This is a genomic window from Pseudoalteromonas citrea (assembly GCF_000238375.3).
GTDB classification, from domain to species: Bacteria; Pseudomonadota; Gammaproteobacteria; order Enterobacterales; family Alteromonadaceae; genus Pseudoalteromonas; species Pseudoalteromonas citrea.
Map to the genome: position 1 here is coordinate 512814 of NZ_AHBZ03000014.1, position 24019 is coordinate 536832.

General features: G+C 41.3%; 28 protein-coding genes and 1 tRNA gene. 5 read left to right on the forward strand and 24 right to left on the reverse strand.

Going from position 1 to position 24019, the window contains the following annotated elements; genetic code table 11:
* Nucleotides 1-72: 72 nt before the first annotated feature.
* The 14 genes from PCIT_RS05565 to PCIT_RS05630 form a co-directional block, all read right to left on the reverse strand.
* Nucleotides 73-1032, reverse strand: a complete 960-nt coding sequence (locus tag PCIT_RS05565) for a flagellin N-terminal helical domain-containing protein (RefSeq protein WP_010362175.1) — start codon at nucleotides 1030-1032, stop codon at nucleotides 73-75.
* A gap of 320 nt (nucleotides 1033-1352) precedes the next feature.
* Complete coding sequence (gene flgL, locus PCIT_RS05570) at nucleotides 1353-2564, reverse strand: flagellar hook-associated protein FlgL (RefSeq protein ID WP_010362176.1); 1212 nt, start codon at nucleotides 2562-2564, stop codon at nucleotides 1353-1355.
* A gap of 2 nt (nucleotides 2565-2566) precedes the next feature.
* On the reverse strand, nucleotides 2567-4582 hold the full coding sequence (flgK, locus tag PCIT_RS05575; RefSeq protein WP_010362177.1) for a flagellar hook-associated protein FlgK: 2016 nt from the start codon (nucleotides 4580-4582) through the stop codon (nucleotides 2567-2569).
* A 1-nt stretch (nucleotide 4583) separates the two neighbouring features.
* Nucleotides 4584-5552 (reverse strand): flagellar assembly peptidoglycan hydrolase FlgJ, encoded by a 969-nt coding sequence (flgJ, locus tag PCIT_RS05580; protein ID WP_010362178.1) that lies wholly within the window; start codon nucleotides 5550-5552, stop codon nucleotides 4584-4586.
* Nucleotides 5553-5654: 102 nt separating this feature from the next.
* A complete protein-coding gene (locus PCIT_RS05585) occupies nucleotides 5655-6749 on the reverse strand; it encodes a flagellar basal body P-ring protein FlgI (protein WP_010362179.1) in 1095 nt (364 codons plus the stop codon).
* Between the two features lie 12 nt (nucleotides 6750-6761).
* Nucleotides 6762-7445 carry a flagellar basal body L-ring protein FlgH gene (gene flgH, locus PCIT_RS05590; RefSeq protein WP_010362180.1) on the reverse strand — a complete coding sequence of 228 codons (684 nt, stop codon included), beginning with the start codon at nucleotides 7443-7445 and terminating at the stop codon, nucleotides 6762-6764.
* 16 nt (nucleotides 7446-7461) lie between these two features.
* Nucleotides 7462-8250, reverse strand: coding sequence for a flagellar basal-body rod protein FlgG (flgG, locus tag PCIT_RS05595; protein WP_010362181.1), 789 nt, complete (start codon nucleotides 8248-8250; stop codon nucleotides 7462-7464).
* Between the two features lie 18 nt (nucleotides 8251-8268).
* Nucleotides 8269-9033, reverse strand: coding sequence for a flagellar basal body rod protein FlgF (locus PCIT_RS05600; RefSeq protein WP_010362182.1), 765 nt, complete (start codon nucleotides 9031-9033; stop codon nucleotides 8269-8271).
* Between the two features lie 161 nt (nucleotides 9034-9194).
* Nucleotides 9195-10562: a flagellar hook protein FlgE gene (gene flgE, locus PCIT_RS05605; RefSeq protein ID WP_010362183.1), complete on the reverse strand. Its 1368-nt coding sequence runs from the start codon at nucleotides 10560-10562 to the stop codon at nucleotides 9195-9197.
* Nucleotides 10563-10604: 42 nt separating this feature from the next.
* On the reverse strand, nucleotides 10605-11279 hold the full coding sequence (locus tag PCIT_RS05610; protein WP_010362184.1) for a flagellar hook assembly protein FlgD: 675 nt from the start codon (nucleotides 11277-11279) through the stop codon (nucleotides 10605-10607).
* Between the two features lie 15 nt (nucleotides 11280-11294).
* Nucleotides 11295-11729 (reverse strand): flagellar basal body rod protein FlgC, encoded by a 435-nt coding sequence (gene flgC, locus PCIT_RS05615; RefSeq protein ID WP_010362185.1) that lies wholly within the window; start codon nucleotides 11727-11729, stop codon nucleotides 11295-11297.
* Between the two features lie 2 nt (nucleotides 11730-11731).
* Complete coding sequence (flgB, locus tag PCIT_RS05620; RefSeq protein ID WP_010362186.1) at nucleotides 11732-12142, reverse strand: flagellar basal body rod protein FlgB; 411 nt, start codon at nucleotides 12140-12142, stop codon at nucleotides 11732-11734.
* Between the two features lie 83 nt (nucleotides 12143-12225).
* Nucleotides 12226-13059: a CheR family methyltransferase gene (locus tag PCIT_RS05625; protein ID WP_010362187.1), complete on the reverse strand. Its 834-nt coding sequence runs from the start codon at nucleotides 13057-13059 to the stop codon at nucleotides 12226-12228.
* A gap of 17 nt (nucleotides 13060-13076) precedes the next feature.
* Nucleotides 13077-14009 carry a chemotaxis protein CheV gene (locus PCIT_RS05630; protein WP_010362188.1) on the reverse strand — a complete coding sequence of 311 codons (933 nt, stop codon included), beginning with the start codon at nucleotides 14007-14009 and terminating at the stop codon, nucleotides 13077-13079.
* Between the two features lie 185 nt (nucleotides 14010-14194).
* Here PCIT_RS05630 and flgA point away from each other — a divergent pair, with 185 nt between their 5' ends.
* The 3 genes from flgA to flgN all read left to right on the forward strand — a co-directional run bounded on the left by flgA (nucleotide 14195) and on the right by flgN (nucleotide 15675).
* Entirely contained in the window at nucleotides 14195-14857 is a 663-nt protein-coding gene (flgA, locus tag PCIT_RS05635) for a flagellar basal body P-ring formation chaperone FlgA (RefSeq protein ID WP_052023347.1), read from the forward strand.
* Nucleotides 14858-14930: 73 nt separating this feature from the next.
* Entirely contained in the window at nucleotides 14931-15254 is a 324-nt protein-coding gene (flgM, locus tag PCIT_RS05640; RefSeq protein WP_010362190.1) for a flagellar biosynthesis anti-sigma factor FlgM, read from the forward strand.
* Entirely contained in the window at nucleotides 15247-15675 is a 429-nt protein-coding gene (gene flgN / locus PCIT_RS05645) for a flagellar export chaperone FlgN (protein WP_010362191.1), read from the forward strand. Before flgM ends, flgN begins: the two co-directional genes overlap by 8 nt.
* A gap of 81 nt (nucleotides 15676-15756) precedes the next feature.
* Here flgN and PCIT_RS05650 read toward each other — a convergent pair whose 3' ends face one another.
* Complete coding sequence (locus PCIT_RS05650) at nucleotides 15757-16242, reverse strand: LPP20 family lipoprotein (protein ID WP_010362192.1); 486 nt, start codon at nucleotides 16240-16242, stop codon at nucleotides 15757-15759.
* Nucleotides 16243-16351: 109 nt separating this feature from the next.
* On the opposite strand from PCIT_RS05650, the gene PCIT_RS05655 reads away from it, so the two are divergent.
* Together PCIT_RS05655 and PCIT_RS05660 are read left to right on the forward strand one after the other, a co-directional pair.
* Nucleotides 16352-17542 carry a flagellar assembly protein T N-terminal domain-containing protein gene (locus PCIT_RS05655; protein WP_010362193.1) on the forward strand — a complete coding sequence of 397 codons (1191 nt, stop codon included), beginning with the start codon at nucleotides 16352-16354 and terminating at the stop codon, nucleotides 17540-17542.
* 118 nt (nucleotides 17543-17660) lie between these two features.
* Nucleotides 17661-18392, forward strand: coding sequence for a glutathione peroxidase (locus tag PCIT_RS05660; RefSeq protein WP_010362194.1), 732 nt, complete (start codon nucleotides 17661-17663; stop codon nucleotides 18390-18392).
* Between the two features lie 6 nt (nucleotides 18393-18398).
* Here PCIT_RS05660 and PCIT_RS05665 read toward each other — a convergent pair.
* From PCIT_RS05665 to PCIT_RS05705, 9 genes are all read right to left on the reverse strand, one after another.
* Nucleotides 18399-18473: transfer RNA gene (locus PCIT_RS05665), tRNA-Arg, on the reverse strand.
* A gap of 104 nt (nucleotides 18474-18577) precedes the next feature.
* Nucleotides 18578-19063: a thioredoxin domain-containing protein gene (locus PCIT_RS05670; RefSeq protein ID WP_010362195.1), complete on the reverse strand. Its 486-nt coding sequence runs from the start codon at nucleotides 19061-19063 to the stop codon at nucleotides 18578-18580.
* Nucleotides 19038-19340 carry a TonB-dependent receptor gene (locus PCIT_RS05675; protein WP_157592914.1) on the reverse strand — a complete coding sequence of 101 codons (303 nt, stop codon included), beginning with the start codon at nucleotides 19338-19340 and terminating at the stop codon, nucleotides 19038-19040. The genes PCIT_RS05670 and PCIT_RS05675 overlap by 26 nt, the downstream gene beginning before the upstream one ends.
* A gap of 131 nt (nucleotides 19341-19471) precedes the next feature.
* On the reverse strand, nucleotides 19472-19675 hold the full coding sequence (locus tag PCIT_RS05680; RefSeq protein ID WP_052023345.1) for a hypothetical protein: 204 nt from the start codon (nucleotides 19673-19675) through the stop codon (nucleotides 19472-19474).
* 149 nt (nucleotides 19676-19824) lie between these two features.
* Nucleotides 19825-21159 carry a TonB-dependent receptor plug domain-containing protein gene (locus tag PCIT_RS05685; protein ID WP_162144431.1) on the reverse strand — a complete coding sequence of 445 codons (1335 nt, stop codon included), beginning with the start codon at nucleotides 21157-21159 and terminating at the stop codon, nucleotides 19825-19827.
* A 93-nt stretch (nucleotides 21160-21252) separates the two neighbouring features.
* On the reverse strand, nucleotides 21253-21897 hold the full coding sequence (locus tag PCIT_RS05690) for a FlgO family outer membrane protein (protein ID WP_040698381.1): 645 nt from the start codon (nucleotides 21895-21897) through the stop codon (nucleotides 21253-21255).
* 7 nt (nucleotides 21898-21904) lie between these two features.
* Entirely contained in the window at nucleotides 21905-22576 is a 672-nt protein-coding gene (locus tag PCIT_RS05695; RefSeq protein ID WP_010362197.1) for a FlgO family outer membrane protein, read from the reverse strand.
* A gap of 11 nt (nucleotides 22577-22587) precedes the next feature.
* Nucleotides 22588-23184, reverse strand: coding sequence for a FlgO family outer membrane protein (locus tag PCIT_RS05700; RefSeq protein WP_010362198.1), 597 nt, complete (start codon nucleotides 23182-23184; stop codon nucleotides 22588-22590).
* A 59-nt stretch (nucleotides 23185-23243) separates the two neighbouring features.
* Nucleotides 23244-24011: an SPOR domain-containing protein gene (locus PCIT_RS05705; protein WP_084622711.1), complete on the reverse strand. Its 768-nt coding sequence runs from the start codon at nucleotides 24009-24011 to the stop codon at nucleotides 23244-23246.
* Nucleotides 24012-24019: the final 8 nt, after the last annotated feature.

The following is a 24019-nucleotide window of genomic DNA, read 5'->3' on the forward strand; positions in this document are numbered from 1 at the left end:
CCGGTGTCCGTGTTAATACCCCATCAAACACGGACACCCACTTCCTAAAATCATAATAACTTAATTTAAACCTTATCCTAATAAACTTAGCGCTGCTTGTGGACGTTGATTTGCTTGGCTTAAGATCGTTTGGCTTGCCTGTTGTAAAATTTGCATTTTGGTTAAGCTTGCAGTTTCCTGAGCGAAATCGGTGTCTTTAATCCGTGATTTTGCAGCCGATAAGTTTTCTGAAATATTAGCTTGGTTACGAATAGTTGATTGGAAACGATTCTGAACTGCACCCAACTCAGCACGCTTTTTGTCTACTACCGCAATCATTGCGTCCATACCCGCTAATACCGCTTGTGCATTCGCTTGTGAAGAAACACTAATCGAACCCGCCTGGAATGTATCAGAAAACGTATAGCTGTTAGCAACACCAGATACAGAACTCACACCATCTGCAAGAGTTTGCAAGGAGTTTCCACCGATACCTTCCGCGATACCTGCGATACCAGATAGTGTAAAACCACCATTTGCTTGAAGATCATTTGCTGTTCCATCAACATTCTTCATACTAAAACCGATGGTCTGTACTGCATCTGACCCGACTTGGAAACTCGCTTCATAAGAACCATCTAGCAAGTTTTGACCACCAAATGTGGTATCTTGTGCAACTCGGTTTACCTCTGCAGATAAAGACTGAATCTCTTCCTGAATTGCTAATCTGTCTTCATCTGTATTTGAACCATTTGAAGCCTGTTGTGCAAGCGTTCTCACACGTTGAAACATCGATGTTACTTCATCCATTGCGCCTTCTGCTGTTTGCGCTAATGAAATACCATCATTTGCATTTCGGTTACCTTGATTCAAACCGTTTATTTGAGAGGTCAAACGGTCTGATATTTGTAGACCTGCCGCATCATCAGCCGCGCTGTTAATACGAAAGCCTGAAGATAGACGCTTAAATGAAACGTCAAGCGAATTACCTGAATTATTTAACTGTCTCTGTGCGTTCAATGAACTTACGTTAGTATTTACATAAAGTGCCATGATATTTCTCCCAATGTAAACTTTGTGTTTACTCTCAAACTTATAACTTTAAGCCTTTGATGTTTTTTATCTCTCCAGCTTGGTTACTTAAGTTATCGGAAGAGCCTAAAAATCCTTTAACGTTTTTTTTAAAAAAAATTTAAGTGACTAATTAATCTAGGGAAAAAGGCAATATAATCATTTGAGAAGAATATAAGAATTAAGAGCTAAAGCTGGCTCATATTAAAATAAACATTAATAGTTTCAGACTATTAGAGGGAGTTCCTCACAGAAAAAGGGCTTAAAGAACATCCTGCTTAAGCCCTAACTCAGTACGTGCTTTATCGAATATATTCTAATAAAGATAAGTTCGTTAAACGGCCAAACGTTGCCTGTGAAGCTTGTAATGCCGTTTCATGCTTGGTCAATTCAGTTATAGCTTCAGCCATATCCAATTCAACCAAGGTCGCTTTCGCTGCTTTATTGTTAATATCCAAATCAGCATTTGCGTCGACAATACGTTGCGCTGTATTAGACCGGCCACCCAAACCAGATTGGGTTTGAGATACCAAGTTTTTAGCATTTGTCAGGCCAACTAATGAATCTGCTAACACTTGCTCATAATCATCTTGACTTATAGACGGGTCAGTTAAAGCGGCCTCCAATTTATGCAAAGTGTTTAACACATTCTCTTTTTCTGGCTTTGCTAGGTCAAAAGTCAAACTGGCAGCACCGTTTGCTCTAACTTCCATCCCGTCAATGTTTGCTACCCCGTCAGAATACGTACCTGACTTAAGTGCCACCCCACCTTGTAAAACATCATAGGTAGTTGCCGATGTAAAGTTAACAGTTATTGTATTCGCATTGGCTGGCGCAGAAGGACTGGCGTCATATTGCGCTTTATGGAAGTTATCAAATTGGCCTTGTTCCTTTACGTACACACTTGATGTTACTGGTGTGAGACTTGCCCTATCAACGTCTAGGCGCTTTGCCACACTTTCAAAAACATCAAAGCCATTATCACTTGATTTAATTTCAACCCCTTCAGCCACTTTAATTTTGTGCTGACCTTGATCGCCATTATATTTATATTCATTATCCGTACTATTGAAAGAATAGGTTTGTGTATTATCTTGATAACCCGAAAAAATATAACGCCCATCTTCGGTTTTCGCATTCATCAAATCAAGTACGGTTTCTTTAATTGCGGAAATTTCTTCAGCAATACCTGCTCTGTCGATATCTGCTAACGCTCCACTACCGGCACTAATGGTTAATACATGAGATCGCGTAATTGACTCTTTAATATTCGTCAATACGCTTTCTTGCGTTTTCAAACGACTATCAAGCATGGTTAAGCTTTTGGAATATTGCTCATTGGTTTGAATTCTGTCTGAATAAAGCAACGCACGGGCTGTAGCAGAGGGGTCATCAGATGCCGTCAATACCCGTTTTTGAGTATTGACTTGCTGCTGAGCTTTGTTAACTTCTTGCTGATTGTTCAAGATAGAGTTCAAGTTTGTCTTGTGCATTAAGTTATTTGATAAACGCATAATTACCTCGTTGCACTTAATAATGTATCAAAAATCGTTCTAGCCGTCGTAATGATTTGTGCCGATGCTGAATAAGACTGCTGAAAACGTAACAAATTCGCAGCTTCTTCATCTAAATTCACACCCGACATAGATTCAAACCATGCCTCTGACTGGGCTGCTAATGCCTCAAAGGCCGTGCCATTAGTCTTGGCTTGATTGGCGACAACCCCTACATCGGTGACAAGCCCCGCGTAAGCCTCATTAAATGTTTGTAAATTATCAGCGGTAGTCGTGGTTATTACGTTTTCACGAACCAGTTCACTAGATTGCAATTTACTTAATTCTAACCCATTGCGGTTATCGTCAAAACCTCCAGTATTAAACTCAAGGTCAAACTTATCCCCGGGTTGAGGCGTCCCTTCGATATTAAAATCAAACCCATAGGTATCAAATGGAGGCCCTGCTAGAGATAGCATATTTTCTGTTGGTGACGCAGCAACAAATGTCACGCTGTTAACACCATCACTAATTGTATATTCATTAGCATTTAAAGTCTTTTCTATCGTCATATCACCATTTGTCAAACTCGGTGTTGGAGCTGCTGTAAAGTTACTCCCAGCACCGGTATTAGAGACAGTGCCCACAGAAATATTTGCGCTGCCAATATTATCTGCATCGGTTTTTGTACGTATAGGTGAAGCCAAAGCCAAATGTTCAGGTCTGTCAGTGGCCAATTCAATATTGCCTGCAGCAGTGGCATTTAACTTTACCAAAAAGCTATCATCTTGAGATGCTGTGCCTGTAATTGATATTTCTAACCCAAATGTATCTGGATCAGTAAAGACGATATTACTAGGGCCTGGCAAAGTAATAGTACCTGCTGAAGGTGTACCAATTTCATTGCCTTTACTATCTACTGGAACTACAGTAACTGCAGTGCCTGCTCCCATCGTGACTTTAAAGTCAGTAGCTGGTATTTCACTGCCTTTTCCAGCTTCTAGTGTTGCTGTTACTACAGCTGAGCTACCAATGTTATTCGTACTATATGGAAAACCTGTAACAGAGGGGATAGTGAACAAATCACCCCCTAAATTACCATCTAAGTCCATTCCTTTCTTGTTTTGCTCATTAAATGCGTCTGCCAATGCAATACCAATTTGCCCTAATTGATTTTGGGCTGGATGTAATATTTCATCTCTAAACGCTAACAATCCACCGACTTTTCCTTTTAACGTACTTGAATTAACATCTAAAGCGACTGCTTGGCCATCTCGTACGTCTAGTTTTAATTCTCGAACGTTGGGATCTGGGTCTCCTGCCAGGGAAAATGCGTTAAACGTTCCGTTTTCCATCACTAATGCTTGACCTGAACCCAAAAAGACCAACTTCTCCCCATTGGGGCCATCTAGTGTCTCTAAATCCACCAGCTCAGCCAAGTCACTAATCGCTTGATCTCTTTCATTCAGTACTGAGCTAGAAGCATTTGTACCTGATGGGGTATTTAACGAGGTTACCTGACCATTTAAATCACTAATCTTTTGAATCAGATTATTCGCTTCATCGGCAAATAAATCGAGCTGTTGATTAACAATGTTACCTTGGTCAAACACAATGCCTGATAAGCGATCCATCTGCTCAGTTAAGTTTTCTGCGTCAGTTAAAAATAAGCTTCGAGTGACCCGAGATGACGGCTGATTCATCGCCTCTTGTAGATTATTAAACAGCGAGTTGATGCTTTTATTTAAACTATTTGAATCTTCGGCAAATAATGTGTCAACCCGAGAGGCCTCGGTGACAAACTGCTCATAGTAAGTTTTATTCGAAATATCTCTGTTGAGTTGCTTTTGTGCGAACTCATTTATCAAGCGCACCGTTTCGCCGCGGCCGACTTGATTGCCAACCATTGTAGTATGCTCCGTACGTTCGCGGATATACCCTTTGGTGTTGAGGTTTGAAATATTTTTACCCGTGGTTTGCAGTAATTCACTGCTAGCTCTTATCCCACTGGTACCAATATTCATCAAATTGAATGACATCTTAATTTACTCCTTGGCGAACCAACGATGTGAGCATTTCTTTTAAGTCACTGCGCTGAAGTACATTTTTTATTTTTTGTGCGTACTGTGGATCTGTCGCATAACCTGCATCTTGCAATGCATCTAAAAATTGCTCTGGCTGGGCTACTTTTTGTAATGCTTCTTGATAACGAGGGTTACCTTGTAAAAAATCAATATAGTCATTCATGCTATCTTTAATTGTGTCATATGCACGAAAGTTTGCTTGCTTTTTCACCGGCATTCCCTCTTCAAATTCTAATGTCAGTTTTTTGGCACTGTCACCCTGCCATGTTTTACTAGATTTAATATTAAAAAGATTATTGCTGCTTGAACCATCAGCTTTAGCAATAATATGTTTACCCCAACCGGTCTCAAGTGCCGCCTGTGCAACCATAACAGCCGGGTTTAACCCTATTTTTTGGGCCGCTGTTTTAGCATGCTCCCACATAGATGAAACAAACGATTCAGGATCTTTAAACGTATTATTATTACTTTCTATGGTTTCAGGCTTGGTTGCAGCAACATTAGCTTGCACATCATTTAGCTGCCCAGTAGCACGTTTATCACTTTCAATATTGGCACCGGTTCGAATTATTGACGCAGGCGTATAGCCCGTGGCATTCGGAGATAGCTGCTGAACGATTAAATCAGCTAACCCCAAGCTACCTTTACTAGATAAATCCATTGAGAGCTGTTGATCATGCATTTCTTCAAAAAACTTCACACCACTTGAATTGAAAGGGCTGTTTTTATCTTCCATCGCTTCATTCGCTTTACGCATGCTTTTCATCAACATCTGTGTGAATATTGATTCAAACTGTTGTGCCGCTTTCTTTAGCGCTGCATCAGAGGCATTTGGATCACCACCGCTTTTCAACGCATCTTTTCTCAAGCTGTTTAAATCGCTTAAATCAAAAAAGTTTTGTTTTTCTAACGGGTTTGTATTCATCGGCTTACTGACACTTAACTTATCATACTAATAATTAAGCAATATTCGAGCCAAAAAAAACCCTAACGAATTAGGGCTAACTTATTGATTAATAAAAACACTCTATATGACGACTAATTGACCATTGATTGCACCTGCTTCTTTCAGTGCCTCCAATATCGCCATCAAGTCACCCGGCGCTGCACCCACTTCATTAATGGCGCGGACTAAATCATCAAGGCTGATGCCTGGGTCGAATACAAAAGCACGAGAGTCATCAGTGTCTACATCAATAATACTTTGACGGGTTACAACCGTTTCCCCTTCAGCTAAAGGCTGTGGCTGATTAACATTCTGTTGCTCTGCTATCGTAACAGTTAAGCCACCATGAGTAATTGCAGCCGGTTGAAGCTTGACATTTTTACCAATTACTATGGTGCCGGTACGTGAATTCACAATAATTTTTGCGCTGGTATCTGCAGGGGTAAATTCAAGGTTTTCTAATGTCGACAAATAAGACACGCGTTGTGATGGATCGCGTGGCGCAATCACTCTCACCGATGCGGCATCCATTGGCTTCGCACTATTAGGGCCAACTAAATTATTAATGGTATCTGCTAAGCGTTTTGCCGTTGTGAAATCTGGGCTATTTAAATTAAAAGTAATGAAGTCACCTTGGGTAAAAGGGCTTTTTACTTCACGCTCAACAGTCCCACCATTTGGTACGCGGCCGACGGTCGGCGTATTGATCACCACCCGGCTACCATCTAGCCCTTCAGCACCAAGGCCGCCCACAATCATGCTACCTTGTGCAATCGCGTACACATTGCCATCAACCCCTTTAAGAAAAGTTTGCAGTAATGTCCCGCCACGCAAGCTACCAGCACTTCCGATAGAAGAAACTGTCACGTCAATCGTTTGACCAGGTTTAGTAAACGGTGGTAAGTCGGCATGTACGGCCACTGCGGCAACATTCTTTATTTTTGGTTTTAGCGACGCAGGTAAAGTGATCCCAAAACCACTTAGCATCGCTTTAAAGCTTTGCTCTGTAAATCGACTTGACTCACCTGTGCCAGGTAAGCCAACAACTAAGCCATAACCTACCAGTTGGTTTGAGCGAACACCTTGTACCATACTGACATCTTTAATACGTTCAGCGTTAGCGAACGGGACAAAACCAATTAAGGTAATACTTAACAATAGGTGAAATAATTTCATAATTTTCAAACCCTAAAATGGGAGCAATGTACTCATAAAGAAGGATGTTAACCACCCTGGGCTTTGTGCTTCTTGCCCTTGACCTTTGCCTGAATACTGAATACGTGCATTAGCAATGCGGTTAGACTCCACCGTGTTGTCCGCTGCAACATCAGCGGCACGAACTAAGCCTTCAAGGCGAATAAACTCTTCACCCGTGTTTAAAGTTAACCACTTCTCACCTCGGATCACTAAGTTACCATTGGGTAAAACCCGCATCACATTCACCGAAATGTTACCAAATAAACTATTTGACTGGTTTGCTTTACTATCACCTTTAAAAGAAGAATCTGATCCCATTCCAAACTGAATATTGTCACCGCCAATATTTACTGGCGTCCCATTAAAGCCTAATACAGGGTCAAGACTTACGTCAGTTTCTTTATCTGTTTCACTGTTCGCTGCTTTTGACGCCTGTGTCGATTCGCGCAGCACCACCGTTATAATATCGCCAGTACGTAATGCTTTTTTATCTGCATATAAATCGTTGGCTCGATTAGGGTTAAATAATGACCCTGTTGACACCACCTGTTCTAAATCTTCTTCAGGATACATAGGCGCATAGTAAGGATCGTCCTGCACTATCGTACTATTTTGTGTTGATACGCACCCAGATAGCGCTATCATTGTTACTACAGCCATACTAAAAGTACGCATACAACCTCCTAAGAATTTATAACTGTTGATTGATGTAACTCAGCATCTCGTCAACTGAAGAGATCACTTTCGAGTTCATTTCATAGACACGTTGGGTTTCAATTAAGTTAACTAACTCTTCCGTCACGTTGACGTTCGAGGTTTCTAACGCACCTTGCACAATAGAACCTAAGCCATCTGCTCCCGGGTTACCTTGCACAGGTGCACCACTAACAGCGGTTTCTGTGTATAAGTTTTGGCCCATTGGTTCTAAACCCGATGGATTAATAAAATCACTGATCACCAGTTGACCAATGACCGTGTTTTGCGCTTGACCTGCAACTCGCACCGACACTTCCCCATCTTGAGAGATGGTGATCGATTTTGCGTCATCAGGCACGTTCATTTCAGGTTGAACAGGAAAACCAGCTCCAGAAGTGACTACTCGACCATTTTCATCAGTCGTAAATTGACCATTGCGACTGTAGCCGATAGTGCCATCTGGCATTTGAATTTCAAAAAAGCCCGGCCCTTGGATCATCCAATCTAAAGAATTCTCAGTGCTTAGCATATTACCTTGAGAAAAGTTCTTTTGGTTGGCAACCACTTTAGCACCGGCGCCTAGCATTAAACCTGAGGGTAGTTCAGTATCTTGTGACGAGCGGCCTCCAGGTTGGTTAATATTCTGATAGAGCAAATCTTCAAAAATTGCTCGGCTTTTCTTATAACCTACCGTACTAGCATTCGCGAGGTTATTCGAAATTACCGATATATCAGTTTGTTGGGCATCTAAGCCAGTTTTACTGATCCATAACGCTGGATTCATAACATATACCTCACTTCGTTAGACTATACGCAGCAGCGATACATGACGTTCGTCAATTTCTTCTGCTGTTTTCATTAGTTTCATTTGCATTTCAAACTGGCGTTGATGGTTGATCATATCGACCATTTCATGCACGGGATTGACGTTTGACATTTCAAGCGTGCCACTCATTACTTTTGCAGTCGGTGACACATCACAAAAGCCGCATAAACCGTCATCAAGACTGCCTTCTTTAGGCCTAAATAACCCGTCATTGCCTTTTTCGAGTTTACTGTTATCAGCTTCAATGATTTTTAAGCGATCTACCACCTCTAAGAAGTTGGCTGGGGCACCTTGAGGCCGTACTTGAATTGAGCCATCATCACTAAATGTGACCTTCTCTACCGGGATGGGCAGAATAATTGGGCCCCCTTCGCCAACAACTTGGCGCCCATGACTGGTGACTAATGCACCGTCAGCTGTAATGTTCAAAGTTCCGACTTTGGTATAAGCCTCATTGCCACTTTTGTCCATAACACTGATCCAAGACTTATCTGACACTGCAATGTCTAAGTCTCGGCCGGTTTCAACAATCGCACCACTGGTCATATTAGTACCTGGTCGCTCTTGCATAGCAAAAACACGGGTCGGTAACCCTTCACCAAATGCCTGCATAGACCGCGCTTGCGCAAAATCGGATTTAAATCCAGTCGTATTTGCATTGGCTAAATTGTTTGCTTTAATAGCAACACCACGCAGGTTTTGTTTCGCACCAGACATAGCGATATAGAGCATTTTATCCATTGCATTGACCTAAAAATTCATCATATGTATAGCAATGCAATTAAAGTGCCAACTAAAAATTGACAGATTATTCAAATAACCGTGAAGACTTTTTAGGTAAGGAAGTGTGAAGAGTGACAAAAAAGGCCGCAATGGCGGCCTTATGTATAAAAATAATCGAATTATCGAATTTGTAGGATTGCTTGCTGCAAGGTTGAGTTCACTTCAAGTGCTCTTGAATTGGCCTGGAAGTTCCGCTGCGCACTGATCAAATCAACCAGTTCATTTGTTAAGTTTACATTAGATTGCTCTAAAGCAGATGAATTAATCGACCCTAGGGTTCCTGAGGCAGGCTCACCCGCAATCGGCTCACCCGATGTTAAGCTTTTCTTCCATGACGTATTTCCAACCTGTTGCAAACCCTGCGAGTTTGAAAAGCGTACCATTGCGACTTGGCCTAAATAAGTTGAGTCGCCATTACTATAAGACGCCACTATTTTACCATCAGTACCAATATCAACACCAGCCAAACGGCCCACTGTCGCGCCATCTTGTTCAAGTGCTTTTACTTCAAAACGACTTGCATATTGCGTTGGTAATTTATTGGTTGTATTCGCTTCATCTCGCCAGTTCATTGTTAATGCTGCAGGAAAGGTAGCACCGTTACTTAGCAAAGTCGATAAACCGGTACCTGCGCCACTTGGTAATGTTAGCGGATCAAAAGTACCACCAGCGGCCACTGCTACTGGAGCACCTGCGGCACCTGCAGCAGAGTAAGGAATAGTCGCACTCGGAACACCCGTCGCATCAAATGTAAATCCAGCAATTGGAACTGGACCACCCGCAGTACCATCAGAAGTAAATGGCTGATTATCAAGCGTACCGTAAACTTCCCATTCGTTTGCCGTCGCTGTTTTTCTGAAATACAGCTGAGTGGTATGTGGCTGACCTAACGAATCATAAACTGTAGTTGAGGTTGAGCTATTAAATGATGCGCCGACACCCGGATCAAACGGTATCGTTGGCTGAACAGCAGTTGAGTCTAGGTTAAACGACGAATATACGTTAGTCGTAGCTCGAGGTGCACCTGAAGCATCTGGGATCTGCATCGCAGCAGCTGTACTTAAGCTCACTGATGTGGTTGCACCAGTGCTAGCATCGACAGGGAACCCTTGCAAAAAATTACCTTGTGCGTCTGAAATAAAGTTATCTTTATTTAACTTAAATGCCCCTGCGCGAGTGTAGCTATAATCTTGTGAGCCCAACTCAGAACTCATGGCAAAGTAACCTTCACCAGTGATCGCTAAATCAAGCGAGTTAGATGTAAACTGCAAAGACCCTTGGTGGAATTGCTGGGCCACCATCGTCGTTTGTGCACCATCACCATTTTTAGTTTTTCCAGAACTAAATACTGACGAAGCATATACATCAGCAAACTCTGCACGTGACTCTTTAAAGCCTGTGGTATTCACATTGGCAATGTTATTTGCGGTGGTATCTAGATCTTTTTGAGCCGCCGCTAAACCTGTTAATGCAATATTGAAACTCATACTCTCACCTCTTGTACGTAAGGCCTATTCTATAAACTTGAATTAAGCGATTTCAGCGACGTCAGTAAGCCTTACTGCGCCTGCTTTTGTGTTAATAATTATGCCATTGGCGCCATTCACGTTGACGCTATCGATATTTTTAAAGGTGGCCGTGGGTAAAGTTGAAAATTCGCCATTAATATTCGCTTCGGCTTTAATTTCATACTCGCCTTGAGGCATCACCTCCCCTTTATCATTTTTTCCATCCCACTCAAAACGAATGGCACCTGTGTCTTGTTTACTCATGTCAATAGAGCGGACCAACTGATTTGATTCGTCATATATATTCACAACTAACTTATCGACCGGTTCAGTCGCAATAATCGAAGCCCTTGCTGATCCACTCGTGCCAAGCTCTAGAGTGTCTGATTCTAGTAGCGCTTTCTTCCCTACAAGCGTAGATGCTTGTAAAGCGGAATTTGAAGTCATTGATGCCGACAAAGACTCGAACTTAGTATTTAGGTTTGAAATACCCTCAGCCATTGTAAAACTTGTCATTTGCGCAATCATTTGATCGTTATCAGCCGGTTTACTTGGATCTTGATAAGATAACTGCTGCGTTAACAGCTTAAAAAAGTCCTCTTGCTTTAACGTATCATCCTTTTCAGCGGTCTTAGGCTTTTCGGACCACCGTAACGAATCAACTTGACTGGTCGTTTGACTTACTTCGCTACTCATCAGCTAGCACTCCCGTTAACGCTTGCCAAGTAACAAGGTTTTGCTAAGCATTTGTTTTGCCGCATCTGCTACTTGAACATTAGTTTGGTACGAACGTGAAGCGGAAATCATATTGGCCATTTCCTCAACTACGTTTACATTTGGTTTATAGATATACCCGTCTTTATCAGCACTCGGGTGATTAGGACTGTATTCCACTTGCAGAGGCTTATCACTTTCCACAATGCCTAATACTTTCACTCCGACAGACGACGCAGCAGCGTTTGAACTTTGTAAGTCGTTCGCCTTATTCAGCTCAGCTGCAAATACCGGATGCCGTGCTCGATACACTTTATCTTGACTGGAACTGATACTATTAGCGTTCGAAATATTACTCGCGGTTGTATTCAGCCGAATATTCTGCGCGCTCATACCGGAACCCGCGATGTCAAATACATTGTATAAACTCATAATTATGATCCTTGACCGGCAAGGGCTTTTTTCAACCCTTTAAACTTACCCGTGAGAAACTGCAAACTTGCTTGATACTCTAATGCATTCTGTACATACAAGTTCCGTTCCACTTGTATGTCTACCGAGTTACCATCGCCTGTATCTGCTTGATTTGGATTACGAAATAGCTCGACACCATCATTTAAACGGGTGCCACCAGAGATATGTTTTTCGTTGGTGCGCAGCATTGTATTGCCACTTTGCTGGTTAGACTTTGCCGCTTTAAATGCCCGAGCAAAGTCAATGTCTTTTGCTTTATAACCGGGGGTATCCGCGTTGGCAATGTTACTTGCTAACATTTCCGCACGTTGCGATCTGATAGCTATTGTCTGAGGGTGAACACCTAAGGCTTTATCAAAACTAATCGCCATAACGTAACTCCAAAAATTTGACTATATGGAGTTTTCTGCAATTCTTAGGCCAAAATAGAAGAGGCGGTGAACACCGCCTCAAGTTATTGTTTTTTCTGGTATATAATACCCGGATTACATCTTATCATATCAAATTCATCGCTTAGACCAGCCATGGATTCTGATGCTCCGAGAAACAAATAGCCCTTAGGATTAAGTGCTTGCGCAAATTGAGAAATGATTTTTGCTTTTACTTCTGGTGAAAAGTAAATTAACACATTACGACAAAATATAACGTCAAACTTGCCCATTAATGCATATGAATCAAGCAAATTTAAATGCCTAAAATTCACCATCTTTTTAACTGGGTCAACAACCTGCGCCATCCCGTTGCCACTGTCTTTAAAAAACTTTTGTCTACGCTCAGCAGAAAGACCTCTCGCAAGCGCCAAAGCGTCGTACTCAGCATTCTTACACATGTCGAGCATTGTATTTGATATATCAGTGCCGATCACTTGAACGCCCATTTTTAAAGCGCCCGGGCTTTTCTGCTGATATTCACTGGCAGACATGCCAATTGAGTATGGTTCTTGCCCAGAAGAGCTTGCAGCAGACCATATCTTAACAGCACGACGTAACTCCCCAAACTCAGGAAATATTTTCGTTTTCAATAGCTCAAATGGATACGAGTCCCTAAACCACAAAGTCTCATTTGTTGTCATTGCATCAACAACAGCGGCGCGTAATTGCCGCTCATGAGGGCTAAGTGTTTTTGCAACCAATTCAGATAATGACTCAACACTGAAACGAGCCATTAACGGTGCTAAACGACTTTTTACTAAATACAGTTTATTGTCCCCAAGCACAATACCACACTGCTGCTCGAGAAAAGTTCTAAACTGGTCGTATTCGTTTTGTTGAAGGTTCTTGTTTTCCAAAGTATTACCGCCATTCATTAATCACAGTGAACCCATTTCTTCACAGCTGTAGCCAATTCATCTGGGTTAAATTTTGCGATAAAGTCATCAGCACCAACTTTTTCTATCATGGCCTGATTAAATACACCGCTCAAAGAAGTATGTAAGATAACATGTAAAGGTGCCAATTTAGGATCTGCCTTTATTTCAGCGGTGAGTGTGTACCCATCCATCTCTGGCATTTCAACATCTGAAATTAACAGCCCTACCCTTTCCGTGATGTCATTTTGGCAATCATCTTTTGCAATTTCACGTAACCGAATAAGCGCTTCCTTACCGTTCTTTGCTAACTCAGTTTGCACGCCTAAAGGTTCAAGTGCTCGTTTTACCTGGTTTCTCGCAACAGCTGAATCATCCGCGATAAATACAATCCGTTCACCCAAATCTTTCTGCATTTCGCCATCAGAGACAATATCTTGACTGACTTCGGTATTCACAGGGCAAATTTCATTCAATATTTTCTCAACATCGAGTATTTCGACCAGCTCTTTTTCAATCTCTGTTACAGCAGTCAAATACGAATACCTACCAGCGCCATCTGGCGGTGGCATAATTTTTTCCCAGTTCATGTTCACGATACGCTCGACCGCACCAACCAAAAACCCTTGAACTGAACGGTTATATTCTGCAATGATAATAAAACAATTGGTTATGTCTTCAATTGGTGGCCCACCGACTGCCAAGGACATATCAATAACTGAAATAGTTTGCCCACGAATGTGCGCAACCCCTCTAATATACGAATTTGACTTCGGCATATTAGTAAGTGGAGGGCATTGTAGTACTTCTCGTACTTTAAATACGTTTATGCCAAAACGTTGACGCCCCTTCAATCTGAACAGTAATAACTCTAGGCGGTTTTGCCCTACCAACTGCGTTCGTTGGTTGACCGAGTCTAAAATACCAGCCATTTCAATCTCCTACATATAAAACTGCTTGCCGGAACGATATTTGCTTACACTACTAAGGATAAGATTTACCTTGAAGAGGTGTCACAATTAACGCAAAATCTTTATACCTTGTTTCCCATGATAAGCATAGTCGAAACATCATGTGTTTGTTAAAAAAAACCAAAACCTACGGGTTTTTTTGCTCAATGGCTTATATTCTAGCCAGTTGTCATGTCTATGCAAAGGACTATAGCACTAAAGAACTAGAGCAATTAGCACAAAACTTTATTGCATCACAAACAATAACTAAGCCAGATGTAAAAACGGAAATTAAATCGCTAACGCTCGATAAACGTATTGCAACTAAATTTTGTGCTCAACCCGTTAATCTAACGACGGCTGCAAAGCCCCCCTTTAATCGCCAAGTCACTGTGCAAGTTCGCTGTGAACAAGCGCCTCTTTGGACACAGTATGTCCATGTGAGAATTAATGAAATGCACCCAGTGATTGTTAGTACACAACTGGTCTCTAAAGGTGAGTTGCTCACACAGAGTCATTTAAAAATTGAGTATCGTGCGAAGCAATTTGTGAGAGCGGCCTACATGAATGACTTATCTTTATTGATAGGCAGTAAAAGTAAACGCAACATACGTGAAGGAATGCCCGTTGGTACCCACCAAGTGTGTATGGTCTGTAAAGGTGACAAAGTCACTATATTTGCTAAAACACGCTCTTTAACAATAAAAACCTCAGGTATTGCACTCCAAGATGGTAATTTAGGTGAACAAATTCGTGTTAAAAATCAAAAGTCTGGAAAAACACTTTCAGCTCGTGTAAAAGATGTTGAATCAGTAGAGGTCAATATCTAAAAAATTTGCTAAAGTTAAAGGTAAGTAGGTCGATAACCTAAACAAGGTGTTTAATAACCAAGGGTCGAAAGTTATGGTTAATAATATTAAAGGTCAAGCACAGCCAAACAGTGTGCTAAATAATGTTAAGCAACAAAAAGCTGAATTGCAAAAAAATGATGCTCAAAATGCAGCGTCTAACGCAAAAGCGCCACAAAAAGCAGCTACCGATTCAGTCAGCTTAACGCCTCAAGCACAACAGTTGAAAAGCTTACAAGAGAAAGCGCAAGATGCGCCTGCATTTGATAGTAAGAAAGTCGAAGAGCTAAAAAAAGCGATTAGTGAAGGTAAGTATCAGATTGATGCACAGAAGCTAGCTAAAAATATTGCCGCTTTTGAGTTTGATGTCTATGGCTGATCAAACCACCTTATGTATACATAAATTAGAAAATCAGCTCTCCAATTTAGCAACTTTGACCCAGTTGCTCGATGGAGAGCTTGACATTTTAGCGTCTAAAAAAGGGGAAGGTCTAAAAGAAGCTGCTCGGGAAAAGTTAACTCTACTCACTGCAATTCAAAAATTGGACAAAGAGCTAGCCACATTTCCATCTGAAATATATCAACAAGACGCCGTTAAAGATCTCACTGCAAGTATTAAAACACTTTTACTCGAATGCAAAACTAAAAATGATGTCAATGCCAAAGCAGCTCATCAGGCACAGCTCAGCGTTAGACAGTTAAAAGAGATTTTAATTGGCAGTCCAAGTTCAATTACATATGGCCAAGACGGTAGTGTTGTCGCTGACAATAGTGAATTAGTGAAAGATATCAAAGCATAAAACCACACTGGCAAACGCTTTGATATCAAAAAAAATCTACGATAATCAAGTTTCCCCTTTCACCGCTCTGAGACTCAAAGCTTAGTAATAGGTCACTCTTTTTACCTTTCTTGGTTTTACCTGAGTGATGTATAGATCGTGAACACGTTTCATATCCAATTCAAGCTCAGTAGTATAGGTATCGCCTACTGCGTATGACTTTACTACCCGTGCCCCTCTAATTAGTCCTTTGACTTGACTCTTTAATCCATCATTTTGTGCAATCGCGCCTTTGACCGTCATGTCTGCTGACAGGCTTTGACCATATACTTGCTCAGCAAGCTCGCGATAAGCTTCCAGCTTAGACACCTTGAGCGCCATAAGCATTTTCTGTGCGTCACTACTTCCAGGCTGAGCACTTAGTGGTGCATAACCTATCGCTTTTATTACTGGGTAGTTATCCGGTTCAACAATGCCGTATTCAATATGCTTGTCGAACATTGAGCTACATCCCGCTAGCCAAAATATGATCACAATCAACACAATAGATTTGGAGTTTACAATCGAGTATGGCGAAGGTGCTTTCATAATCACTTACCTTTTCAACTTAAGTGAATTTCTTAATGCACATTCCTTGCCAATAAATATGGCATAGCTATTGCTGTAATCATATTGTTCGTTTTGATGGGAATCAGTCATGAAGCAGTTAGTCTTAATTTTTACAGCATTTTTGTACACTACTATCGCCAAAGCAGAGTGGTATGAGGTAACAGGTTATGCAAATATACTCGATAGTAATGTAGCTGACGCAAGAAAAGCGGCAGTTAAAGATGCTATTACACAGGCGTTAATCTTTTCAGGTGCGACAGTCAGCAGTGTACAAACTGTTGCTGATGGCTTGCTAAGCCAAGATCAATTGAAAATCAAAGCTCATGCTGAAATACAGCAAGCAACGCTTGTCAGTGAAGAGCAAAATAACAACGATTACATAGTCACGCTTCATTTAGATATTTACTCAACCAAAGAGCAATGTACACAGCAACAGTTTCATAAACAAGTTACCGTCACACAAAGTCAACTTATCCAACCCCATCAAGCACGCTTAGGTCAAATATTTGACATAGCAAAAGCCAGTTCACAAAGACTATATAATACGCTCAGTGGGCGCGCCACGGCCATCAAAGCCATACCCTATATAAATAGTGCAATAAATGTGAGACCTTTTTTCTCTCAAAGGTTCGACTATGACCCAGCCTTAATTGAAACTTTGAGTAACAACAGCAACAGTCAGTATGTGTTGTTTAGCCAAATTACGGACATAGCACAAGGTAAACAGCTTAACAGTGATTACGCTTTTTGGGAGGGTGACCGGTACTTACGCAGCTTTAAGGTAGACTTTGCGCTTTATGATGCATTGACCAGAGAGCAAGTATGGCAAAACCACTACGCAGTGCAAGGTGTATGGCCATTCGAGAAAACCACGCTGATCGATGTGTACAGTGATCAATTTTGGCAGTCTAACTACGGTAGCCAAATACAAGGGGTATTTAATAAAGTCTCACAGGACCTCAATACCGCTATAGGTTGTATGCCAACAAAAGGAAAAATTTTACATATTGATGGCGACAGACTCGCAATTAACTTAGGAAAAGCACATGGTATAAAAGCAGGACAAACTTTAGCCATAATGCAAAAAAACAACTTTACGACTCAACAAGGCATGATGTTAAGTAACCATAGGCAAACAATTGACCAGCTTAAAGTTATTCAAGTAAACGAGCAAACTGCTATCACCACCAATTTACATATTCGACCACTGAGTAACATTCAACTCAATGACATTGTTCAAGTCATTATTAAAGAAGATGACGCTTTTGCCCTTAATTAGTCTAAACTGATGGTGTCAGCGACTGATTAAAAAAACAGATTGCTTTAATCTAAGTAATTAATTTTACTGAATGTGAATGAACCATCATAATAGCGGCATCAAATTAAAGGAGCGCACTATGCTAAGCAATATCGAAGGTAAAACTATTCCACAGGTTACTTTTTCCACCCGTAATAATGAACAATGGGAAAAAGTATCCACCGATGAAATATTTAAAGGTAAAACAGTAATTGTCTTTGCACTACCAGGGGCTTTTACACCGACGTGTTCATCGACTCACTTACCTCGTTATAATGAGCTAGCAAGCACCTTTGCTAAAAATGGCGTAGATGAAATAGTGTGTTTATCAGTGAACGATACTTTTGTAATGAATGCATGGGCGCAACACCAAGAAGCCGATAATATCCGTTTATTACCAGACGGAAATGGAGAGTTTACCGATGGAATGGGTATGCTCGTTGATAAAAACGACCTAGGCTTTGGCAAGCGTAGCTGGCGTTATTCTATGCTAGTAAAAGATGGCGTTATCGAAAAAATGTTCATTGAACCAGATGTCGCAGGTGACCCATTTGAAGTATCTGATGCTGACACCATGCTAGATTACATCAACCCGGATCAAGTTAAACCACAAGCCATTAGCCTATTTTCCAAAGCGGGTTGCCCATTCTGTGAAAAAGCAAAGCGCTTATTGTCTGAGCAAGGCTTTAGCTATGAAGAAATCGTGATTGGGCAAGACATCACATCAACAAGTTTAAAAGCAATGAGCGGACGCGAGACTGTACCTCAAGTATTTATTGCTGGTGAACATATTGGTGGTTCAGACGACCTTGAAAATTATTTGGCAAAATAAAATGTATGGCGTCCCCGGCAAGAATCGAACTTGCATCTAAAACTTAGGAGGTTCTTGTTTTATCCATTAAACTACGGGGACCTCTAAAGCAATTTTAGTATAACAATTTATAACGGTATTTGAAGCGCTTACAGTCATATATAGCCAATTAAATCAGTTATAAATACAACAATTGGGGTAACGCGTTATGCGCATATCCCCTCTTGTCGAAAAGTAACCATGAGTGATGCTTTATCAACATACCCCACCAAATTAGCCACAACCTGCCAATCAGCACCCACCACGATGATGCGAGGAACATGGTTATTTTCTAGCCCAGCATGTAACGGCTTCGGCGCTATAATCGCCGGAAATTCATTAGACATCCGTCGAAGTGCGCGTTTATAGCCGCTGTCATTTCCATTTATTCCGACCATCACAGGGTTTATACCCCGACAAACAATACTTAACTCTTTCAATACGCGATGCTGTTTCTTGCACCATGCGCATTCTGGGGTAAAAAAACTGAGAGTCATTGCCGAGCTGTGTAATGCCTGCAACGAACTATAAGTTTGACTATCTAGCCTTTTTAAAGGCAACTCTACAAAGCCATAACTCAAACCCGCGCTTAAAGTTAACCCTATCCATACAACCAGACGTACGAGCTTAAAATGCCCAATCAAACCCCGCATATATGAGCCACCCTCGCAGCGGCGCATAAATATACGTTACGTCGTACCCACCTTCATCATCAAATAGCAATGGTGAACTTCCCTCACTCCCCTGATTATAATCAAACAAGTTATTCACTCCGACGTATAATCCCAAAGATGCTCTTAGCTTATAATTGTACTTGGCATCCAAGGTTGAAAAAGCAGATACAGACGTCGGCTTTTGTTGCGTTGCAAATCGATTTTCATACCCTGAATACTGATAATCTGACAGATCTCTGCTCGGTATATAGACCAAAGAAGCATCAACTGTATGTGATTCATGTTGCCAATTAATTGATACTGTCGCTCGCTGCTCTATCGGTGCAATGGCAAACGACGTTTTAAATACATCATTGTAGTGATAGGCTTCGCCAGTGACTGTGATATTCAGGTCGCTGAGAAGTCTACCGCGAGCACTCGAGCAGTTTCCTTAAGCTGGCTTAATACAGGCACTCCTAATGTATTATGCTCTAACGTAGCCAAATCTTTGACTGATGTGTGCGCCATCGATAAAGTGCTTACCCACAGCGCATTTTCAAAATTCAGAGAATAATTGATGCTCGTTGATCGCTCTGGTTCAGATACATTCAATAAATACCCTTTTTCCGCATCTAAAATCCCATGATCACTTTCAAAGAATGATAAGGGTGCTCGGTATCCCTGACCAAAAGACAGTCTAGAGGTTAATTCATCAGTGTGAAAAAAGCGGCTATCAATACGCGGTGATAATAGGGTTTTATCTATTTCAACACCCGGTTTTTTAGGTCAACAAAATCGGCTTTAATACTATCAAGCCTCGCCGCCGCAGATCTTTCCAGTGCAGGTGTTACCATCCAAGAGTCCTTTATATAAATACCCTGTACAAGGTAATCAAAACTATCTGATACATAATTTTCTACACCAATTAAAGCATCTGAATGCGATCGCATTCTTTCTTTACGATAGTCCACGCCAAAAGTAATAAGGTGCGACGCATTTAAGTCAAAATTAAACCGCGCATCCGCGTAATACATTGTGTCTGTCGCATCATAATTTATACCTTCATAATATGAGACTTGTTTATGATTAACATGCGCCAGACTAAAAGTGCCATTTAAACGCGTATTAAAGTCGTGCAGTATTGAGGCGAGTACTTCATTGCGCTGAGTTTTAACCCATTCTGCCGTTTGCCAGGGCTGACCGATATAACGATTCGCTACGTGACCGTTTTCAAATAAGTTATCTGAGGTACCTAACTTTTCACTCGCAATCGCGTCTTCAATAGATGCCGTGATATCACCCAACATAGGCCCGCCAAACACTTCCGATTTAGTGTGATTAAGCCTTAGCCTCATATTGGTGTCGCGGTCATAATCGTATGAAAAAAGTGTGGTCAGCGATGTATTGTCTAAATAGGGGTTTTCACTCACCCCATTTTTGTCACCATCAAACTGCTCTCGTTCATCGACCTGAAGGATCACACTGGCGCTCATATTTTTCTGTTGAGGTACTAGCGAGCCCATTAAAGCGGCTTTTTTATAGCCCATGTTTCCCACTGAGACATCAAGATCTCCACCACTATTTGTCGGTACTTGTGTTACTAAGTTTATGGTGCCACCAATTGCTTCTGGCGCAGTGAGGGATGCGCCAGCGCCCCTTGCTATTTCAATTTGACCAACGCCAGACATAGCGACAGCATCCATCCCATAAAAACCAGATAACATAGTGTGTAGTGGGATCCCATCAACCAAGACATTGGTATGCTCACCTTTTAAGCCATTTATCATGACACGCTTGGCACCACACATTGAACACTCATTAGACACACGAATACCAATAGAATTTGATATAGCATCACTTAAGTTAGCCGCTTGATTTGCTTTGATCTGTTGTTGTGAGATTAATTCAGTTTTTACTGTACTGTCTTTCAGTAATCCTTGTTGATATAGCCGTTTTCTAACTCCGACAACTTCAATCACTTCAGTTTTGTCAGTCACAGATATTAGGTTAATGGGTAAGTCAACGGGTTTAGCAAATGTAACACTTGGCAGACACAGTAGAATACAGAATAAAAAATGAGATGGACTAACTAACAAAATTTACACCAGAAATAATTAATGATATTGATTGCCATTAAGATTAAGGCTGATGTAAACCTCTTTTTATAAAACTAAGTACAGCAAACGTCATTAAGACCCAATTGCGGCGCTGTTAAGGACATAGCTTGGCACCAATTTAGTACTGCTTGCTATAACACGTTTCGAATCAATATCAATCACCCGAGCATTCACTTCAACACCATTCGCTCGATACAGCAAAGTCCCCGACAAGACATGGCTCGCGATCCTTTCGCCTGACAGTTGCTGTATATCCCTTGAAAAAACAAAGTCTCCAAAATGCGTTACCGCGACTTGATCGGTGGTTTTAAAGTCAACCACGCCATAGCCAAATTTTTGCAATTGGTGAATAAATGTTTCCGATAATTGATTACCCAGTTGCGTGCTTTTTTGCAAAGTTTTATCTAAATTAACAAAAGACACCACTGCAATATTAATTGCTTGATCAGACACCATGGTATCTACAAGATCAAGTGCCATTTGCTCAACGTAGCTTTCTAGTTTTACATGATGACTATGTGGGGTATAGACTTGATTTACAGTCAACTGTTCGTGTTCTTCATGTTGACTGGCCTGCATTATCATCTTTTCGATCACGGTCTGCGACTCAGCAGGTTTTGCAGGGCTTTTTACTGCATACCAATCAGTGGTACTGCATCCTGTCATTAACATCACGATGCCGCATGCCAAATACGTTTTTCTGTTACGATTCATCATAGTTACCTCATCGACCTGCTTTTTTCATCATAATGCCATCTGTGCGATAACTGCTACCCAGTGCATCAACGACTGTCTGAGGAATGAATCCTTGTGCAGAGCCAACAACCGCTTTACTCATCAGTCCAATGATCCGAGCATTCACCAGTACACCACCTTGATGGTTAACCAAGGTACCGGCCAAAACATATTGAAAGTTTTGCTCTTCATTGAGTTCTAAGTAGTCCCGGCTGAAAACAAAATCCCCCTGTGGCGTGACCCGCATATAATCCGTAGTTTTAAAGTCAATCACTGATACGCCAAAATGATGAAGTTCATGCATAAAGCTCTCTGACAACTGATTACCCAGTAGTGAGGCATCATCATATTCATCATCTAAAAATACAAAACTCGACACTGCCAGTGGTGTTTTCTGATTCACATACTGCAGGTTTTCTGCCATGTCTTGCATCATTCCACGCACGTAGTGGTTAATATTTTTACGACTTACCGATGCCATTTGAGAGGCGGTATTTGGCACCGCTTGTTTAGACTGAAATAACTCTGCATTTGCCATAGGTGCTGCCACAGAACGTGCGTCATTTGCGATAGTCTGCTCTGCTTGCATACCCATTTTTTCTGTAAACATAGAACACCCGGCACTACACAGTAATGTTATCGAGATCAAAAAATGTTTCATGATAAATCCTCTTAATATTCTGTTCGGTAAATCAAGCCATCACGTTGCTGCACTTTTTCATCCGTCCACATCGTATTGATTGGGATTTCAGTAGTAGCAGCAGATACGATCCGCCCATCCTGCATATTGATGAGCCTTGCATTGACAATATAGGCGTGTTGCTGTTGTGTGAGCGTTCCAGTCACAACAAAGTCAATATTTTGGCGTAACCTTAAGGTGTTTACATCTCGGCTTAAAATGCTTTCTGCGTTATCTAATAACGTGATATGTCCATCCAATCGATGTTCTATCGTATGATAACCAAGCTGAGTAAACTGGGTGAGTAAGCTTTCTTGTATTTGTTGGCTTAAACCAACGGCTTGCTGATCTGCCAAACCCGAATTAAGCGCTTGTGCATCAAAAAAGCTCGTAATGGCAATACGCGCATTATTTTTTCGCATACCCGTGATATTGCTTAATTGTACACTTAAGCTGCTGACATATTCATGCACCGTATAAGGCGCCATTGTTTTAGCCGGCGCCATATAGGCCACATGCTTAGGGGCAGGTTCCTCTACAAGCTGACAGCCAGTCAAAAGTACACTTAGTATCAATAATAAATATTGCATTGTCAGTATTCCAATAAAGTTTGGGTAACTAATGCAAAAAGCATACCTAAAATTAGTGTCTAAAGTAGCCCAGTATTTCCCTGCTCAGTATAGTAACTCACTATGCAACTCACCTGTTTTAATTTCAGTCGGTCACATTGTGCTTGGGCTGCAAATTTATCACTGAACGCCCCTAGCTTAAGACGATAGTATTGTTGCTCTCTAATATTTTTCACTTCAACATTCACAGCTAACCTCTCTGCCTCAGGCGCTTTTTTCACAACAGCGTCTAATGATTTTTGCACTCTTTCTTGTTCCGTTACTGCAGCAACTTGTAACGCATAAAGTGCTGAGGCCCTATTTGTCTCAACCGGTTGCGTTGCAGGAGATATGGGTTGAGCAAGGTCTTTTTTGGTAACTGTACTTACAATAGGCTTTCCTGCTGGCGTTTTTTGCTCTGACTTAAGTGCTATAATCGAATTGTCATCTTTAACATTCTCTAACACAGGTTGTGGTTCAGGTTTATCGTCTAATGGCGTCAATGTTTCGGTGAATTTCTCACGTCGAGGAGTAGAAGCCACTACCGGCTTTTCACTATACGTTTCCTCTTTAACCAAAACATCTAACTGCCCTATCAACATTCTCAGGTCACCTTCCACAGACAATAAGCGCTGTATCCCTTCTTTTGACTCATGCCACTGCTCTGACACCTCAATCAGCTCCAGATACTCCTTTTTTGTTAACTCTACTATTTCAGGTTTCTTCGTTGATGTACTTTTACAGCCTGTAATGCTCAAGACCAGTAAACATATATACCAAAACTGAATGAAAAACTTGTAATACATCATAATTCCTT

Excerpts from the sequence above, each read along its gene's own strand:
- flgA (WP_052023347.1), top strand. The coding sequence starts at position 14,195 with ATGGCTTATATTCTAGCCAGTTGTCATGTCTATGCAAAGGACTATAGC.
- PCIT_RS05585 (WP_010362179.1), bottom strand. The coding sequence starts at position 6,749 with ATGAAATTATTTCACCTATTGTTAAGTATTACCTTAATTGGTTTTGTC.
- flgL (WP_010362176.1), bottom strand. The coding sequence starts at position 2,564 with ATGCGTTTATCAAATAACTTAATGCACAAGACAAACTTGAACTCTATC.
- PCIT_RS05610 (WP_010362184.1), bottom strand. The coding sequence starts at position 11,279 with ATGAGTAGCGAAGTAAGTCAAACGACCAGTCAAGTTGATTCGTTACGG.
- PCIT_RS05690 (WP_040698381.1), bottom strand. The coding sequence starts at position 21,897 with ATGATGAATCGTAACAGAAAAACGTATTTGGCATGCGGCATCGTGATG.
- PCIT_RS05655 (WP_010362193.1), top strand. The coding sequence starts at position 16,352 with ATGAAGCAGTTAGTCTTAATTTTTACAGCATTTTTGTACACTACTATC.
- PCIT_RS05670 (WP_010362195.1), bottom strand. The coding sequence starts at position 19,063 with ATGCGGGGTTTGATTGGGCATTTTAAGCTCGTACGTCTGGTTGTATGG.
- flgH (WP_010362180.1), bottom strand. The coding sequence starts at position 7,445 with ATGCGTACTTTTAGTATGGCTGTAGTAACAATGATAGCGCTATCTGGG.
- PCIT_RS05565 (WP_010362175.1), bottom strand. The coding sequence starts at position 1,032 with ATGGCACTTTATGTAAATACTAACGTAAGTTCATTGAACGCACAGAGA.
- PCIT_RS05700 (WP_010362198.1), bottom strand. The coding sequence starts at position 23,184 with ATGCAATATTTATTATTGATACTAAGTGTACTTTTGACTGGCTGTCAG.
- PCIT_RS05695 (WP_010362197.1), bottom strand. The coding sequence starts at position 22,576 with ATGAAACATTTTTTGATCTCGATAACATTACTGTGTAGTGCCGGGTGT.
- flgG (WP_010362181.1), bottom strand. The coding sequence starts at position 8,250 with ATGAATCCAGCGTTATGGATCAGTAAAACTGGCTTAGATGCCCAACAA.
- flgE (WP_010362183.1), bottom strand. The coding sequence starts at position 10,562 with ATGAGTTTCAATATTGCATTAACAGGTTTAGCGGCGGCTCAAAAAGAT.
- flgM (WP_010362190.1), top strand. The coding sequence starts at position 14,931 with ATGGTTAATAATATTAAAGGTCAAGCACAGCCAAACAGTGTGCTAAAT.
- PCIT_RS05600 (WP_010362182.1), bottom strand. The coding sequence starts at position 9,033 with ATGGATAAAATGCTCTATATCGCTATGTCTGGTGCGAAACAAAACCTG.
- flgN (WP_010362191.1), top strand. The coding sequence starts at position 15,247 with ATGGCTGATCAAACCACCTTATGTATACATAAATTAGAAAATCAGCTC.
- flgK (WP_010362177.1), bottom strand. The coding sequence starts at position 4,582 with ATGTCATTCAATTTGATGAATATTGGTACCAGTGGGATAAGAGCTAGC.
- PCIT_RS05705 (WP_084622711.1), bottom strand. The coding sequence starts at position 24,011 with ATGATGTATTACAAGTTTTTCATTCAGTTTTGGTATATATGTTTACTG.
- flgJ (WP_010362178.1), bottom strand. The coding sequence starts at position 5,552 with ATGAATACAAACCCGTTAGAAAAACAAAACTTTTTTGATTTAAGCGAT.
- flgB (WP_010362186.1), bottom strand. The coding sequence starts at position 12,142 with ATGGCGATTAGTTTTGATAAAGCCTTAGGTGTTCACCCTCAGACAATA.
- PCIT_RS05650 (WP_010362192.1), bottom strand. The coding sequence starts at position 16,242 with ATGAAAGCACCTTCGCCATACTCGATTGTAAACTCCAAATCTATTGTG.
- PCIT_RS05660 (WP_010362194.1), top strand. The coding sequence starts at position 17,661 with ATGCTAAGCAATATCGAAGGTAAAACTATTCCACAGGTTACTTTTTCC.
- flgC (WP_010362185.1), bottom strand. The coding sequence starts at position 11,729 with ATGAGTTTATACAATGTATTTGACATCGCGGGTTCCGGTATGAGCGCG.
- PCIT_RS05630 (WP_010362188.1), bottom strand. The coding sequence starts at position 14,009 with ATGGCTGGTATTTTAGACTCGGTCAACCAACGAACGCAGTTGGTAGGG.